This window comes from Staphylococcus sp. mip270_02, assembly GCF_054031535.1.
In genome coordinates this window covers 890,259-905,748 of sequence record NZ_CM132934.1, presented here as the reverse complement: position 1 = coordinate 905,748, position 15,490 = coordinate 890,259, and the positions used below count along the sequence as shown (strand labels likewise).

The 15,490-nt window shown below is 32.6% G+C and carries 14 protein-coding genes; 2 read left to right on the top strand and 12 right to left on the bottom strand.

The window, feature by feature from the left end:
- Positions 1-16 precede the first annotated feature (16 nt).
- Positions 17-934, bottom strand: a complete 918-nt coding sequence (locus tag ACW5YJ_RS03955) for an ABC transporter substrate-binding protein (RefSeq protein WP_107551677.1) — start codon at positions 932-934, stop codon at positions 17-19.
- A gap of 179 nt (positions 935-1,113) precedes the next feature.
- Between ACW5YJ_RS03955 and ACW5YJ_RS03950 the strand changes: the two genes are divergently transcribed.
- Positions 1,114-1,482: a VOC family protein gene (locus ACW5YJ_RS03950; protein ID WP_017723139.1), complete on the top strand. Its 369-nt coding sequence runs from the start codon at positions 1,114-1,116 to the stop codon at positions 1,480-1,482.
- A gap of 251 nt (positions 1,483-1,733) precedes the next feature.
- Here ACW5YJ_RS03950 and ACW5YJ_RS03945 read toward each other — a convergent pair whose 3' ends face one another.
- From ACW5YJ_RS03945 to ACW5YJ_RS03935, 3 genes are all read right to left on the bottom strand, one after another.
- Positions 1,734-2,267: a GNAT family N-acetyltransferase gene (locus tag ACW5YJ_RS03945; protein WP_107551669.1), complete on the bottom strand. Its 534-nt coding sequence runs from the start codon at positions 2,265-2,267 to the stop codon at positions 1,734-1,736.
- Between the two features lie 41 nt (positions 2,268-2,308).
- On the bottom strand, positions 2,309-2,809 hold the full coding sequence (locus tag ACW5YJ_RS03940) for a GNAT family N-acetyltransferase (RefSeq protein ID WP_017723137.1): 501 nt from the start codon (positions 2,807-2,809) through the stop codon (positions 2,309-2,311).
- A 154-nt stretch (positions 2,810-2,963) separates the two neighbouring features.
- The gene (locus ACW5YJ_RS03935) at positions 2,964-3,668 is read right to left on the bottom strand and encodes an SDR family oxidoreductase (protein WP_107551668.1); all 705 of its coding nucleotides are present in this window, start codon (positions 3,666-3,668) and stop codon (positions 2,964-2,966) included.
- Positions 3,669-3,862: 194 nt separating this feature from the next.
- Between ACW5YJ_RS03935 and ACW5YJ_RS03930 the strand changes: the two genes are divergently transcribed.
- A complete protein-coding gene (locus ACW5YJ_RS03930; protein WP_017723135.1) occupies positions 3,863-4,132 on the top strand; it encodes a DUF1413 domain-containing protein in 270 nt (89 codons plus the stop codon).
- A gap of 224 nt (positions 4,133-4,356) precedes the next feature.
- On the opposite strand, the gene ACW5YJ_RS03925 is transcribed toward ACW5YJ_RS03930, so the two are convergent.
- From ACW5YJ_RS03925 to gntK, 8 genes are all read right to left on the bottom strand, one after another.
- Positions 4,357-4,548, bottom strand: coding sequence for a hypothetical protein (locus tag ACW5YJ_RS03925; RefSeq protein WP_017723134.1), 192 nt, complete (start codon positions 4,546-4,548; stop codon positions 4,357-4,359).
- A 336-nt stretch (positions 4,549-4,884) separates the two neighbouring features.
- Complete coding sequence (gene uidA, locus ACW5YJ_RS03920) at positions 4,885-6,678, bottom strand: beta-glucuronidase (RefSeq protein ID WP_457338513.1); 1,794 nt, start codon at positions 6,676-6,678, stop codon at positions 4,885-4,887.
- A 34-nt stretch (positions 6,679-6,712) separates the two neighbouring features.
- On the bottom strand, positions 6,713-8,116 hold the full coding sequence (locus ACW5YJ_RS03915; RefSeq protein WP_457338512.1) for an MFS transporter: 1,404 nt from the start codon (positions 8,114-8,116) through the stop codon (positions 6,713-6,715).
- Between the two features lie 526 nt (positions 8,117-8,642).
- On the bottom strand, positions 8,643-9,857 hold the full coding sequence (locus ACW5YJ_RS03910; protein WP_017723131.1) for a helix-turn-helix domain-containing protein: 1,215 nt from the start codon (positions 9,855-9,857) through the stop codon (positions 8,643-8,645).
- 121 nt (positions 9,858-9,978) lie between these two features.
- Positions 9,979-11,052, bottom strand: coding sequence for a YkvI family membrane protein (locus ACW5YJ_RS03905; RefSeq protein WP_107551910.1), 1,074 nt, complete (start codon positions 11,050-11,052; stop codon positions 9,979-9,981).
- 299 nt (positions 11,053-11,351) lie between these two features.
- A complete protein-coding gene (locus ACW5YJ_RS03900; RefSeq protein ID WP_107551909.1) occupies positions 11,352-12,125 on the bottom strand; it encodes an SDR family oxidoreductase in 774 nt (257 codons plus the stop codon).
- A gap of 239 nt (positions 12,126-12,364) precedes the next feature.
- On the bottom strand, positions 12,365-13,723 hold the full coding sequence (locus tag ACW5YJ_RS03895) for a gluconate:H+ symporter (protein ID WP_017723128.1): 1,359 nt from the start codon (positions 13,721-13,723) through the stop codon (positions 12,365-12,367).
- Positions 13,724-13,930: 207 nt separating this feature from the next.
- The gene (gntK, locus tag ACW5YJ_RS03890; protein WP_135091912.1) at positions 13,931-15,469 is read right to left on the bottom strand and encodes a gluconokinase; all 1,539 of its coding nucleotides are present in this window, start codon (positions 15,467-15,469) and stop codon (positions 13,931-13,933) included.
- Positions 15,470-15,490: the final 21 nt, after the last annotated feature.

Here is a 15,490-nt window from a genome sequence, read left to right as displayed (position 1 = left end):
ATTCACCTCGTCTGTTTTATTTGTCTTTCAACAACTCTTTTTTAAAAAATTCTGCTTGTTTTTCTACAGAAATTAAATCTGCATATATTGCTTCATCCATATCATAATAAATTACATTACCATTTTGTACAGCTTGATTATTTTTCCAAGTATTTGATTTTACGAAATCATTATTAGGTTTCTGCCCTTCTTTTGTAGGGAGTAATAAATAATCGCCTGAATAATCATTAAATTTTTCTTTGGGAACTTTCATAAATTTCTCTTTAGGCATAGCTTTTTTTGCTTCGGGATCCTCTTTTAAATTGAATCCTTCATAGATTGCTTCACTGCCCCGACCAAATCTAGGACCGAATTGATATATATCTTTGGCTTGAATATCCATGATTGAAAAAGTTTTATCTTTACCAATTGCTTTTTTAATTTCTTCACCATCTTGTGCTAGTTTAGATGATAATTTATTAGCTTGTTCTTTAGCTTTTGCTTCTTTATTTACTAGTTTACCTATTTCTATATGTGTATCTTTATAATCCATATTCTGCACCTTAATTGGAACAGTTGGCGCAATTTTTGCTAATTTTTTGTTATTTTTATTTTCTTTATATGTAATAATTAAATCGGGTTTTAATTTTGCTGCTGCTTCCACATCTTCCGGATCTATCTTCTTAATTTTGCTCATATCTAAATATTTTGAATCAGGAAAAACACTCGTTATCGCAATCGGTTTAATACCTAATTTTTTAAAATTGCCATAATTAGCTGTTAAATCAAGTACTCTCTTAGGCTTTTTAGGAATTTGGACTTTACTACCTTCACCTGTTGTATATGTTTTCGTCTTAGTATCTTCTTTTGAAGTTGCGTCTTTAGACTCAGTATTATTGCCACAAGCTGCTAAAAATAATAATAAACACAACATGAAATATAATAATTTCTTCAAAATATTAACCCCTTCCATAGTATTATACTTCCATTATAATTGAAAACAATTATCAATTGCAATGTAATAATATAGAAGATTTAATTAATTATAGTATTACAATTTTCAATCTTACAAATTATTATAGTCGTTTTATTTTTACACTTTTGATATTATCAATTACAAAAGGAGTTGTTATTATGGAAAAGCACTTTATAGGAATTGATCATGTTCAAGTTGCAGCACCAACAAATCAAGAAGCTTTAGCAAGAGCATTTTATGCTGAAAAATTAGGTTTTAAAGAAATACCTAAACCAGATAACCTTGCACAAAAAGGTGGAGTTTGGTTTCAAATCGGCCAACAACAACTTCATATTGGCATTGAAAACAATTTTAGCCCTGCTAAAAAAGCACACCCAGCATTTGCAGTACACAACGCAACAGAAGTAAGGAAAAACCTTGAATTACAAGAAGTCGAAATTATATACGGAGATGAACTTGAAGGTGCTGATCGCTTTTATATTTACGACCCATTTGGCAATAGAATTGAAATTATAGAATGGCTGTAAAGCCCACTCTCTAAAGAGCCACTTCTTTATTTATAAAGTTAGTGGCTCTTACACATGAGTCCCTACTCAGGTGTTCCTCTTTTGAAAGTTAGTGGGACTTATGCATGAGCACTAGCTCAGGTAATCATTATTGAGTTATCGAGACTTACACAGTGACCTTACTTAGAGGGTCTACTAAAAATTTACAATTATGTGAAGGCGGGCTATGTAATATTTCATCACAAACACATATCTTATAACATAAACAGATGTCACTCAAAAAGATAGATGTCGCCCATTTCCTCATAATTGTTATAACTGCTTATTTTTTCAAATCCTAATGATTGTGCAGTCATAATAGAAGGTAAGTTATCCTTTTTTGTGCGCACAAGTATTTGATGGTTCACTTGTATGTCGTTCTTCACATACGCTATAATTGCTAAACATGCTTCTTTGGTAAACCCTTTTCGCGCGTACTCTGGTTTCAAACGATAAGCCAAATTAAGATATGTTTCACCTAACATTGTTTTATATGCCAAACCACACATACCAACCATTTGACCGCTTGCTTTTTCTATCATTAATGCGTAACCAAAACGGTATTTAAACCAATGTTCAATCCATGACTTAAGCATCTCTTCTGTTTCTTCTATACTTTGATGAGGTCCCGCTGGATTATAAATGTTTGTTCTCGGATCTGAATGTAAACTGTGTAAGTCAGTTAAATATTCTTGAGAAGGTCTTACTAAATATAATCGCTCTGTCACAATAATAAAGTTTGTCTCCATAATATAATCTGTTTCCATATTTTACCCCACCTTAGTTTAATATTTACAACTGCTATATATTATAATTCCATGTACATTAAATCTTCATCATAATAACTAATACCATCAAATAGTGCTTTGGGCTCAGTTCCATAACGCTTAAATCCTAATTGTTCATATAATGCAATAGCACTTTTATTTTCGGATAGTACACATAATCCAATTATTTTCACAAAGCCTAGTTCATTTACTTCGTTAATTATTTTTTGTATCAATAAACTGGCAATACCTTGTCGTCTATATGATGGATCACAGTATACCGTCACTAAGTTGCCTTTATGCTTCACCTTTTCTAATGTTTCGCTATAAAAAGTACCTATACAAACTAATGCGGTGTCATCAAACGCACCAATTGTAAATTGAGTTTCTGAAGATATAATTCGCGATTTAAACTTACTTAGTGGGAACTCTAACTCACGTTTGTAAGTAGATGCAAAACCTTTCGGATCAGTTTGCAATGATTTCAAACGCAACTTACGATATTGCTTTACGTCAATTTCAGTTAATCGTCTATAGTACATTCATTATCACTTCTTTCATATAAAGAGGTACAAAAATATAAATTTTAAGAGTGAGACAAAAATCAACATTTGTAATTTGATTTTCACCTCACTCCCATATAATTAACAGATAACAAAGTACAAAATATATGAAACAATACTTACCTGTAATATTTTATACTGGCCTTACGGTAACTTCATTGATATTGACATGACTAGGTTGTTGTAACGCATAAACGACAGCTTCAGCTATATCTTGCGGATCTAACTTTTTACGAGAACCCCAATCAGTATTACCGCTTAGTGGTGTGTCTACCATACCAGGTGAAATACTTGTGACTCTTACACCTGTTTTAGCTAATTCTTTTTCTAACCCTTGTGTAATCGTATGTACCGCTGCTTTAGATGCGCTATATAAGGTACTTTGTTTTGTAACTTCAAAACCAGAAATAGAAGCAATATTTATAATATGTCCTGTAGATTGATTTAAAAATATTGGTAAAACGGCATTAATGCCATATAAAGTACCTTTGACGTTGACATCAATCATATTTTCCCATGCTTCAACATCACCATCTGTAATTGCAGAAGAAAGCATTAAACCAGCACTATTCACTAATATATCTACATGTCCAAATTTATTTTCAGTCTCTTTTACTAATTTGGCTACTTCATCTTTTTGCGTTACATCTACGATATGTGTATCAATTTGAGACTGACTATTTTCTTGAAGTTGTCTTGCTACATCATATAAACGTGCTTCATTACGTCCTGTTAATACTACTTTAACGCCATGTTGTGATAAGGTTTCGGCAATGCTTGCGCCAATACCACTACTCGCACCTGTAACAATTGCAACTTTATCTTTTAACTTACTCATCCATATCTTCCTTTCTACTTCAATTTAACTATGTATATAATCATTTCCCTATTTTCACTTATTTTATCATGTTAATTTATTTTTTATTAAATTTTTGAATTATAACAATTATTCATTACCTATACTTCCATTTAATGTGGGTATATAATGGGTGTATATCAATTTAATAGCATTTGTTAAAAGGGGGATTAAATTTGAACTTTGATGAAAGAATCAATCATTTACATGCATCTATGGCCAAAGATAATTTTGAATTTCGTTTTGAAGCTTTGTTTGAACAAGAAGAATGGATTCAAATGTCTTTAAGCCAACGCAATAAACTGGAACGTGAATTCCGTAGCTACGTGGAACAACATGATCATTTACGTATACCGTATGCTTCACAAGACCACATTCGCATGCGTATGTATAATTCCGTTTATGACTTTAATTCAGTTAAACATAATTTCAAAGCATATATCTAAGAGTAGCCGTTCAATATATTTTCGTTTAAATTAATGTAGAAAAAGCCTACACTACTGTAAAAACAGTATGTGTAGGCTTTTCATAATACTGGGGGTGAGGGTGTTTAAATAAATCATGAAAGTTTCACTGGGGAGAAAAACTTACATAAAGTTAATAGGTTTTTATTGTAAGCGCATATTAAAAACACTATTAAACTTCAATTCACATCGATGTATACAGTGTATTATTGGTTAACTAATAGCTCTTTCTTTAAACCATAGTTGTAAATTTTCTCTGCATCAATGTAAGCTATATAGTCAATACTTCTGTATCCATCTTTAATGTCATTAATAATACCTTGGTTTACACCTGTGTGTGTGTAAATTTCATAACTACTTTCGTTTGAAAAAATAACTGTTTCAATTACTTTTCTCATAATTAATCACTCCGTAGTTTTTCTATTAAGAAGCTTTGTTTATCTTCTACACCCTTATCATAATCCATGTTCTAGCAAATTAAAAGTTTTTTGTGATTATTTTCACAAAATCATCACTTTTATTCTTTTTTATTATTCCATTAAAGTCTTATATTTGACATTTCTCTTTGCCCATCAAATACCATGATATTGTCCACCATAATTATTATTAAATACTTTACAAAAACTGGTACTTATTTTCTAGGACTATGTGCTATACTTTTTAGCTATCGCCTCATATAAACCATTTAAATATGTTGCACCTTAAGATTTCTGTCCAACTCTCTTGTTTATATGTTATTTTTTATATCCAAAATCCGGAATATTTGACCATCTTTCTTTGAAGTAATGAGCAACGGCTTTTGGCCTTCTTTCACGTGTGAAAATTCCTTTCTTATTTCCTTGAACTCTAATAATACCAGTAGAAGTTTCAAAATCTGCAAAATTCCATACCTGCTCTCCAATAAATTGTGGATACTTATCAATCACTTCATGATTGGCTTCATAATAACGTATTTGGTATTCTTCTGTGAATAATTCATCGTTTAATGCATGCATTCCTGCCACTGTATCAGCGCCATATTCAGTAAACATAATTGGTTTATTTGGTTGTTTAATACTCCAACCATCTAACTCTTCTGCTAGTGCCAATTTAGCTGCTTTCAAATCTGCTGTTTGAGTATACCAACCATAGTACCTATTTAAGCATAATACATCGACTAAATCTTGCACTTGGCATGTGTCTGGTTGAGAAGTCAGTATTGTTACAATTGTCACAGGTCTCTGTTGTGGATCACACGTTCGTGCTAGTTTCACTAATGGTTCGAAATATGCTTTAGCACCCTGTTCGTCAGAAGCTGGCTCATTGGCAATCGACCACATAACTACACATGCATGGTTTTTATCACGTTCAATTAACCCTTTAATCACAGCTTCATGCGCCGCTTTCGTACCTATTTCTTCAAATGTATTTCTTGCTTTTTCACCAGTTAAAATGGCATTAAAGTTTAAATGAACGCCTACTGCAGTCGTTTCATCAATCACCACTATACCTTGTTCATCAGCTAAGCGCATCATTTCTTCTGAATACGGGTAGTGTGAAGTTCTAAATGAATTTGCTCCAATCCATTTCATCAAGATAAAGTCTAATACATTCGCTACTTCATTCATACCTCTGCCATGATAATAACTATCCTCATGCTTACCAAAGCCTTTAAAATAAAACGGCTCTCCATTAATTAAAAATTTACCCTTAGCCACTTCGACAGAACGTATACCAAATCGCTCAGCATAAGTATCAATTAACGATCCATCTTCTATAAGTGACACTTCTAAATGATATAAATACGCATTTAATGGTTTCCAAAGATGTGGATTCTGAACCTTTATCGTACCTTCTATACCTGTTGATTCCGCTATAACTTGCTTGTCTTCATCCACTAATCGAACCTCAACAGTCCCTCCGCTATGGTTCGTGCTCACTTTATAATTTACATAAGCATCATCACCTAGTAATTCAGGTACAATTTCAATATCTTGAATATGCATCTTAGGTGTTGTATATATTTTTACAGGTCTATGTAAACCCGCATAATTGAAGAAATCAAAGTTTGGAGTATTCTTCTTAATCACATTACCTTCTGCATCTGTTATTTCGTTATAATCTCCAACCGGTAAAGTTGTTTCATCTAATATATTATTTACGCATACCGTTAAACGATGTGTCCCAACTGTGTAAGCTTTATCTAATGTTACTTCAAATGGTAGGAAACCTCCTTGGTGTGATGTTACCTCTTTACCATCAATATATACAGTTGCCTTATGTGTTGCTGAACCAAATCGTAAGACAATACGTTCATTATTTAAGACGTTGGGAACAGTAAATGTTCTTTCATACCAAACGTTCCCTACATGGTTACGAATATTAGCAGTGACACCTTGGTCATTGAACGAACCTGGCACAGCCATGACTTGTGTAGTATTTAATGGTTGTGACACATCAATCCGATCTTCATTCCCCTCTAATTTAAAACGCCATATACCATTCAAATCAATGATACTTCTAAATTCATTTACAACTGGATACAACATAATTAATTACTCCTTTCAATTTTATTAAACCTATCTACAATTCTTCTCTCAATGCTAACTCTTTAACGATTTGTTTATGCTTACGGTCGGTTAAAGGATATGCAAAGAAAAATAGTATGATTGCAATTAAACAAGCTGTCGCAGGAACGATAAAGAATAATACTTTCAACCCATGTAATGTGTCTGCTGATTGTGTAGCATTTGGAACAAATCCTATCAGTGTTAAAGAGGCACCTGGTATAAATCCTGCTAAACCTTGTGATATTTTTCTTGTAAAACTATAGCTCGCATATATAATTCCTTCAGATCTAAGACCCGATTGCCATTGCCCGTATTCCACAACATCGGCAATAAATGCCCAAGTTACAGTATTAGGAATGACCAAGAATAATTGTGCAACGGTATTAACCACTAAGAACATTACGATATGATCTGAGAAAAAAGTGAAATTGATGAATTGGAATAGAATAAATCCTCCTACGCCTATAATCGCAGTCATTTTCTTACCAACCAGTCTACTTAAGAACGTTGTTAATATTAACGCTGGAATTAGCACAAGAAAGTTTAACGTACTAACTATCCCTACTAAATTTTGTTCTCCTAAAACATATTTAAAATAATATAATTGCGAAGCTTGCTGTAAAAATAGTGCACTAATTGTTAAAAGTGTATAAATTGCCAATATGATGAATGGTCTATTTTTCAATAAATTTAAAAATGCTTTACGACCAATCCCTTTTTCTTTCGGTCTTTCAATCGTATGTCTTTCAGTTACACCTTTATAACAAATCATATGGAATATCACTCCAGCAATAGCAAGCATCCCAACTGCTATTGGATAACCTATTTGATGATTCGGATATAAACTAACAACAGGTATAACGACAATACCAGATATAAACATCGCACCTTGAGATCCCATGTTACGGAATACCGATAATTGCGTACGATCATCCGCATTAATAGTCATAGACGCAGACAGTGAGCCATATGGAATATTTACAAATGAATATGCTGCATTAAATAACAAATACGAACCAAAAGCCCATATAATTTTTCCAGTTTGTCCTATCTCTGGTGATAAAAATGTTATGACTGTCAGTATTGCTAACGGTATACTGCCATATAAAATAAATGGTTTAAATTTACCACGTTTAGCAAAATTAGTTTGGTTATCTACAATTGTACCTACAGCTGTATCAACAAAGGCATCAAAGAATTTCGAAACTAAAAAAACTAAACCTCCTACCCACGAAGGTATTCCTAATATGTCAGTATAAAATAAAAGTAAGTAAATCTGCCCCATATCGAACATCATGCCGTTACCTAAGTCACCAAATCCATAAGATAACTTTTCTTTAAATTTCAACCTAGGCTCCTGAATTTCTTTAAAACGCTTTAGTTTAATGTTTGCTGGCTTTAATTTTGCTGTAACCATATCGATTACCTCTTTCCACTATTAAAGTACTTGGAATAAATAACTGTTCCAATAACTTCTTAGTATGTATTCGTAACTGTATTCATAACTAATACTCGATAAAAAAACACCTCATATTGTAAGCGTTTTCTTATGTACGTAAAAAAATTAACTCTACAAATTTCTTTATCATTTCATATGATTGAATTCATCCCTGCGAGTAATTTATAGAGGTCTTTCTTTTATTATATTTTTTAAAATAAAACAGTCAACATAAAAATAACAACGTTGTTATAAATGTATAATATACATCCTTATGATTTAAACTGAGATAACACGAATAAAAGCTATAACTAAAGTATATTGTAAAAATTTCATGAGTGAAATTATTTATTAGAAAATACATTACTTAAATTGTTTTATCATATTGTAAAATTGTATTTTCTATACTGTTTTGATTATTTTTTGAGACTATTTTTACATTTTTTATAATTTTTTTACCAAAACAGCAACTTTATTTATAAATTTTAATTTTTGAAGTTAACTCTTAGTAAAATTCTTTGTGCTCAGTTCTATATTTTAATGGAGGTGCTCCATATTGCTTTTTAAAGCATTGTGTGAAGTAACTTTGTTCTTTAAATCCTACATATGAAGCAACTTCAGAAACTGTCATCTTAGTTCTAGCTATCAAATCGCGTGCTTTTTTAATTCTTAGTTCAATGATATATTGCGAAATTGATTTGTGAATTTCTTGATTAAATATCCTAGATAAATAACTAGGAGCTAAATCAACATGACTAGCTAATTCTTTTAAGGACAAAGTATTGTCCAAATTTCTTTCTATATACTGTATTACTTTACTTACTTTTGGACTATAAGCATTAGCTTTTGTCTTCATAGCTTTTTCCGCATACTCTTTAACAATTTCCTGAATAATCTCATCAAACATCTCACTGTCCACAGTTTGATCGATGATAGCAGCATACCTCTCGGATATTTCATCAATGTGAATTAAGCTAATACCTGCCTTTTCCCCTGCCTTTCGACATAACGTATTTATAAGAAATGCTTTGTATTGTTCATTAGAAACATCATCTTTAACTCTACGTAAACCTGATACAGATACATTCATTTCATTTAAAATTGATAACGCTTCTATCACATTTCCATTTTCAACTGCAGTAAGTAATTGATTCTCTAAATTATAGCGTCGTTCTATTTCTTGTAGTGTATAATCCATTTGTGCTCTCGGTTCAGCTAACACTTCTATAGTTGAATGAAACTTGAAATCAATCTTTACTGTTTCATAAACAACGTTTCTCTTTTTTAAAAAGCGAATTGCTAATCGGCACATCTTTTGAGCTTTAACACAATGACACAAAGGTATACTAAGTAAATATTGTTTTAATATTGACAACTTTGATATTTTAATATCTGCTCTTTGCAGTAGCTCATTACAACGTCGTTCATTCGGTCTTTGCTCCATAAAAGGTCCAATGATATAAATCTGCTTCATTTTCTTAAATTTAAAAATCAAAAAATTAACATCAAAACTATTAGAATAATGATAAATTTTATTACTTTTCATATGAACGATAAAGTGCTTAAGTTCAGTTTTAAATTGTTTTCTTGCAGTATTTGTAAATGGTGTTTTAATATGTGTGCTAATACCTTTTATATCACTCATATCATAACCTTCTAATTGGATACCCAATAATTGAAGTGCATTCATTTGTAAAATTTCTAACGTGTTCTCATTCATAAAAAATCACCCCATTCCTTTATTTTATTATAACTAAAAATAAAAGAATGGGGGTGTAAATTTTATTTTATTTTATTAAGCCTTAGGTTTCATTTTATTTTAATAACATTTTTTAAATCGTTTATACATTTTTGTTATTAAACTTAAGTTTAAATGGCGCATAGCACAACACCAAAATAAGTACGAGCCCTAAATAGCCAATTAATGGATAGAATATAGCTACTAAATCTGTAAATCCGACAAAGCTTAAACACAATCCCACGATAACTGCTATCGTATAGAATATTTTAAATCTCATTGTGTCTACTACCGTAAAGCGTGACGCAAATGCATAAAACATTCCTAATCCAGTATTAAATATCATACCGAATATAACAATTGCCATGATAATACCTAGCACAGGCGAAATATTATTTACAATACCTAACATCGGCATATCCATATCACCAACAACATCAATTTGTGTGAAAATAGCCAAGTGACTCAATACAATCATAACACCTAATGCAAGACCACCAATTAATCCACCAGTTGCAGCAACCTTCGTATTCTTCTCTGAGCCTCCCATGACTATAGCCATTGAAGCACCAACAGCAGTATTAAAGGAAGCGTAGTTCACTCCAGCTACAAACCAGTTTGGTAATGTTGAAGGTTTAGCATCTGATAATGTATTAAGCTGTGAAAATGGTGTATTTGTAGTAATAAAACTATAAACTGAAATAAGAATAATAAATATAATTAAAAATGGTGTTATATTGCCAATAACTTTTACCACACCTTCAACCTTTAACATACCTGCTAACAAGATTAATGCAGTCATTAATAACGTACCCACAATAGAAGGTAAACCAAATTGTTGATTAAGGTTTGAACCCGCTCCTGCAATCATTACTACACCTACACCAAATAAAGTAAAGATAATAACTAAGTCAATAATCCAACCAAGTATTTTTCCTACCAATGATTTCCCCGTTATATTATGTATCACTTCTTTATGAGAATCTGTCTTGAATTTACTACCTAGCCATACAAGCATCATACCCACATAAGTAAATAGTGCAGTTGTAATAATTGCACCAAACGTTCCCATAATACCAAAACTTGTAAAATATTGAAGTACTTCTTGGCCAGAAGCAAAACCAGCGCCTACAATGACACCAATAAATGCACTTGCAATTAATAAGATTCTTTTCATAATGTAATCCCCCTAAATTAAAAAGACAAAATAACTTACCCCTTAAATCATCATAAAATGATTGACTTTATATAGCTCAACTTTCTGGCTCATTTATAAATCGATACCCCATTTATCATACGTAGAATGAGCAATCGCTTCTACATTTTATCATTTAAAGCATAATTTATGTTGTATTTTCAATAGTATATCTTTTAGATGACTATTTAGTTTCTTACTGAACTTCAATATCCTATAAAAAAAGACAAGTACAAACACGATGTACTTGCCTCCTATAAATAATTGCTAATAATAATTTGTTATCTTAATAAATAACCGCCATCAACAGGTAATGTTGTCCCTGTAACATAGTCAGATGCACTACTTGCTAAAAATATTAAAGGCCCCATTAAATTTTCGGGCACCCCCCACTCACCAGATGGTATATGTCCTTTAATTTCTGGCCCTCTTATTGGATCTTCTTCTAATACTTTAGTCATATCAGTACGTATGTAACCAGGAGAAAGTGCATTCACTTGAATGTTATAAGGGGCTAGTGCATCAGCGTACGCACGTGTAATACCAACGACGCCATGTTTACTAGCTGCATAAGGAAAGATATTTTTACCTGCACGATATGACTGCATAGAACCTATATTAATAATTTTACCAGTTTGCTGTTCTGTCATAACTTTAGCCGCTTCATGTGCCATATAATACGTTGCGTTCAAATTGATATCTATAACATTTTGCCAATCTTCATCTTTATAGTCTAAGACATTATTTCTAATTTGAACGCCAGCATTATTTACTAAAATATCTAAACTTCCCCATGTTTCCACAGCTTGAGCAACAACCTTTTCTGCTGCGCCTTGTTCTTTTAGATCTTGTTGTATAAATGACACCTTACCTTCGTTCTGTTCGACACTTTCATTTAGGTCTTCCCACGCTTGATTTGAAGAACTTACAACTGTGACATTAGCACCATACATCGTTAATGCGATAGTATAGTATTTTCCTAAACCTCTAGCACCACCTGTCACAATTGCATTTTTACCTTTTACAGAAAAACTATCTGTACTAAATTTTGTCATTTACAGTTCCTCCTTGTTAGTCATAATATTATTTACTTATATTATATAATTTTATTTTTTCACTGTGTTGATAAAAATAAAGGAGTCAGGTAGAAACCAAAGTTTGTATTGGCACACCTGTCTCCTCAAGTTTTTCATTGTCATTACTTTATTAGTTCAATGAACACTTATTATTAGATTTTCATCCTAGTTTTCTGCTGGAATATACTCAACTAATTTATAGTTAATATTTAAATAATTTATACAAAAATACTTAGTATTAATATAAACACGATTCCAGTAACTGAAATTACTGTTTCCAGTAGTGACCAAGTTAAAAATGTTTCTTTGACTGTTAAGCCAAAATATTCCTTAAACATCCAGAATCCCGCGTCATTAACATGGGATAATATAACGCTACCTGCACCTATAGCAAGCACTACTAAAGCTACGTTAACATCTGAAGCTTGTAATAACGGTAATACTATCCCCGTTGAAGAAATCGCCGCTACCGTTGAAGACCCTAGTGCAATACGTAATACTGCAGCCACAATCCACGCTAATAGTATAGGAGACATTTCTGTACCTTCGAACAATTTAGCGATTGTATCTCCAACACCGCCATCTATTAGTACTTGTTTGAAGGTACCACCACCTCCAATAATTAAAATCATCATACCAATTGGGTAAATTGCATTAGATACTGAATCCATAATTTCTGAATTGTTACGCCCTTGCTTAATTCCCATTGTAAATATGGCAAACAATACTGCAATAAGCATCGCAGTTCCCGCTGTACCTACAAAATAAACTACAGATTCAAAACCGTTCGTCGCTGTTTCATTACCTGTAATTAATTGTACAATTGTAGAAAACAACATTAGGATGACTGGTGAAACAGCTGTTAATAAACTAATACTAAATCCTGGCATCTCAGCTTCACTAAATTCTCTTTGTGCACCTAATGCTGATATGTCACCTTCACGTGCATAAGCAGTTGGTGCGATTTTTTGTGCAATTTTATTAAATAATGGTCCTGCTATCAATGTAACAGGAATAGCAATAATAATACCGTACATTAACACATGACCCAAGTTAGCTTCCAATTCTTTTGCAATAACTACTGGTCCTGGATGAGGTGGCAAGAAGCCATGTGTCACAGATAAAGCTACTACCATTGGTAAACCTAGTTTTAACTGTGATACATTTGCACGCTTAGCTATAGTAAACACTAATGGTATTAACAATACTAATCCCACTTCAAAGAATAGTGCGATACCTACAATAAATGCTGCAACAAGCATTGCCCATTGCACATGTTTATGGCCAAACTTTTTAATTAGCGTGTCAGCTATACGCGTCGCTCCGCCACCATCCGCAAGTAATTTACCTAAAATGGCGCCAAGTCCAAAAATCAAAGCAATATGACCAAGTGTACTGCCCATACCATTTTCAACAGTTTCTATTATTTTATCTAAAGGCATTCCCAGTAATATTGCAGTTACAATAGATGTAATTATTAATGAAATAAAGGTATTTAATTTCAAGAAGATTATTAATGATAGTAATACGATAATACCTATTACCACCGTAGCCAATGGCCAAATTGTTTCAAACATCATCGTTCTCCCCTTCCATAGTAAAGAATGAATATAGCTAACAGACATAGCCACTTCAATCTTGGTAACGCTTTCTTTTTATTCTAAAAAACTTTCCCAACTGTGCTATTTATAGGTATGCAGGAAAGGGAATTAAATAAATTGTCACCCAATGACAACTACTAATTACAACTTTCCTTTTCCTCCAACCTATTTACTTGATTATCATTAATCCATATGTTCACGTTGGAACGCTGAAATTTCTGTATAACGATCCTCTAGCGAACGGCTTAAGTTTATAAATATTGAAATCAATTGTTGGTATATTTTCACATTGTCCTCATTTGGTTTATGTTCATTTGTAGTACCAACCATTTCCTCAATAATTGAAAAATCTTCAATTTCTCCTAACGCTTTCATTCCTAATACACAAGCACCTAAGCATGAGCTTTCATAACTTTCTGGGACACTTAAATTAGTATCGAAAATATCTGCCATCATTTGACGCCAAACTTCACTTTTAGCGAAGCCACCAGTAGCTTTAATAGTTGATGGAGTCTCATCCATAACCTCAACCAAGGCTAAATAAACTGTATATAGATTATAAAGAACACCTTCTAATGCAGCTCTAATCATGTGTTCCTTTTTATGAGATAACGTCAATCCAAAGAAAGAACCTCTCGCATCTGCGTTCCATAATGGCGCTCGTTCACCCGCTAAATACGGATGGAATATTAGACCTTCTGCACCAGGCTTAACTCGATTAGCAATTTTAGTTAGTACATCATATGGGTCTACTCCTAAACGTTTTGCTGTTTCAACTTCACTTGCTAATAACTCATCACGTAACCATCGCAGTACTACGCCGCCATTATTAACGGGGCCACCAATAACATAATGATCATCTGTTAATACATAGCAAAAGATTCTACCTTTATAATCTGTACGCGGTTTATCTATAACAGTTCTTATAGCGCCTGAAGTACCTATAGTTACAGCAACTTCACCTTTTTTAAAAGCGTTTACACCTAAATTAGATAATACACCATCACTTGCGCCAACAACGATTGGTGTATTCTCATCAATGCCCATCAATGTTGCATAACGACGTTTCATACCTTTTAATATATGTGTCGTTGGTACAAGTTCAGGCAATTGCGATTCGTTAATACCTAATAATTCGAGCGCTTCTTTATCCCAAGATAATGTTTCCAAATTCAACATACCCGTTGATGATGCCATAGAATGATCTATTACAAATTTCTCGAATAATTGATAGAAAATATACGTTTTGATATCAGCAAAAATAGCTGTTTGATTGTATATTTCTTGTTGTTCATGCTTCATCCAAAATATTTTAGATAGTGGAGACATAGGATGTATTGGTGTTCCAGTTCGTTGGTAAATCGCATCACCGTTATGGCTATTTTTAATTTCTTCTGCGTATTTGCTCGCTCTATTATCTGCCCAAGTTAAATTTTCAGTCAAACGTTGATTGCTAGCATCCATTGCTATAAGACTATGCATTTGAGCGCTAAATGAAATAAGCTTCAAATCTTTTTTATCAATATCAGCTTCTCTCATGACATACTTAATCGTCATTAATACCGCATCAAATAACTCATCTGGGTTTTCTTCTGATATTTCAACATTCGGTGTATGCAATTGATAACCGATATTATGTTTCATTATAAATTGACCTTTTTCGTCATAAAGTACTGATTTTGTACTTGTTGTGCCTATATCGACACCTATCATGTATTTCATGCTTTTGCCTCCCGATTCTTC

Coding starts and splice junctions, on each gene's coding strand:
- uidA (WP_457338513.1), bottom strand. CDS start 6,678: ATGTTGTATCCAGTTGTAAATGAATTTAGAAGTATCATTGATTTGAAT.
- ACW5YJ_RS03915 (WP_457338512.1), bottom strand. CDS start 8,116: ATGGTTACAGCAAAATTAAAGCCAGCAAACATTAAACTAAAGCGTTTT.
- ACW5YJ_RS03945 (WP_107551669.1), bottom strand. CDS start 2,267: ATGGAAACAGATTATATTATGGAGACAAACTTTATTATTGTGACAGAG.
- ACW5YJ_RS03900 (WP_107551909.1), bottom strand. CDS start 12,125: ATGACAAAATTTAGTACAGATAGTTTTTCTGTAAAAGGTAAAAATGCA.
- ACW5YJ_RS03895 (WP_017723128.1), bottom strand. CDS start 13,723: ATGTTTGAAACAATTTGGCCATTGGCTACGGTGGTAATAGGTATTATC.
- gntK (WP_135091912.1), bottom strand. CDS start 15,469: ATGAAATACATGATAGGTGTCGATATAGGCACAACAAGTACAAAATCA.
- ACW5YJ_RS03925 (WP_017723134.1), bottom strand. CDS start 4,548: ATGAGAAAAGTAATTGAAACAGTTATTTTTTCAAACGAAAGTAGTTAT.
- ACW5YJ_RS03905 (WP_107551910.1), bottom strand. CDS start 11,052: ATGAAAAGAATCTTATTAATTGCAAGTGCATTTATTGGTGTCATTGTA.
- ACW5YJ_RS03950 (WP_017723139.1), top strand. CDS start 1,114: ATGGAAAAGCACTTTATAGGAATTGATCATGTTCAAGTTGCAGCACCA.
- ACW5YJ_RS03940 (WP_017723137.1), bottom strand. CDS start 2,809: ATGTACTATAGACGATTAACTGAAATTGACGTAAAGCAATATCGTAAG.
- ACW5YJ_RS03935 (WP_107551668.1), bottom strand. CDS start 3,668: ATGAGTAAGTTAAAAGATAAAGTTGCAATTGTTACAGGTGCGAGTAGT.
- ACW5YJ_RS03910 (WP_017723131.1), bottom strand. CDS start 9,857: ATGAATGAGAACACGTTAGAAATTTTACAAATGAATGCACTTCAATTA.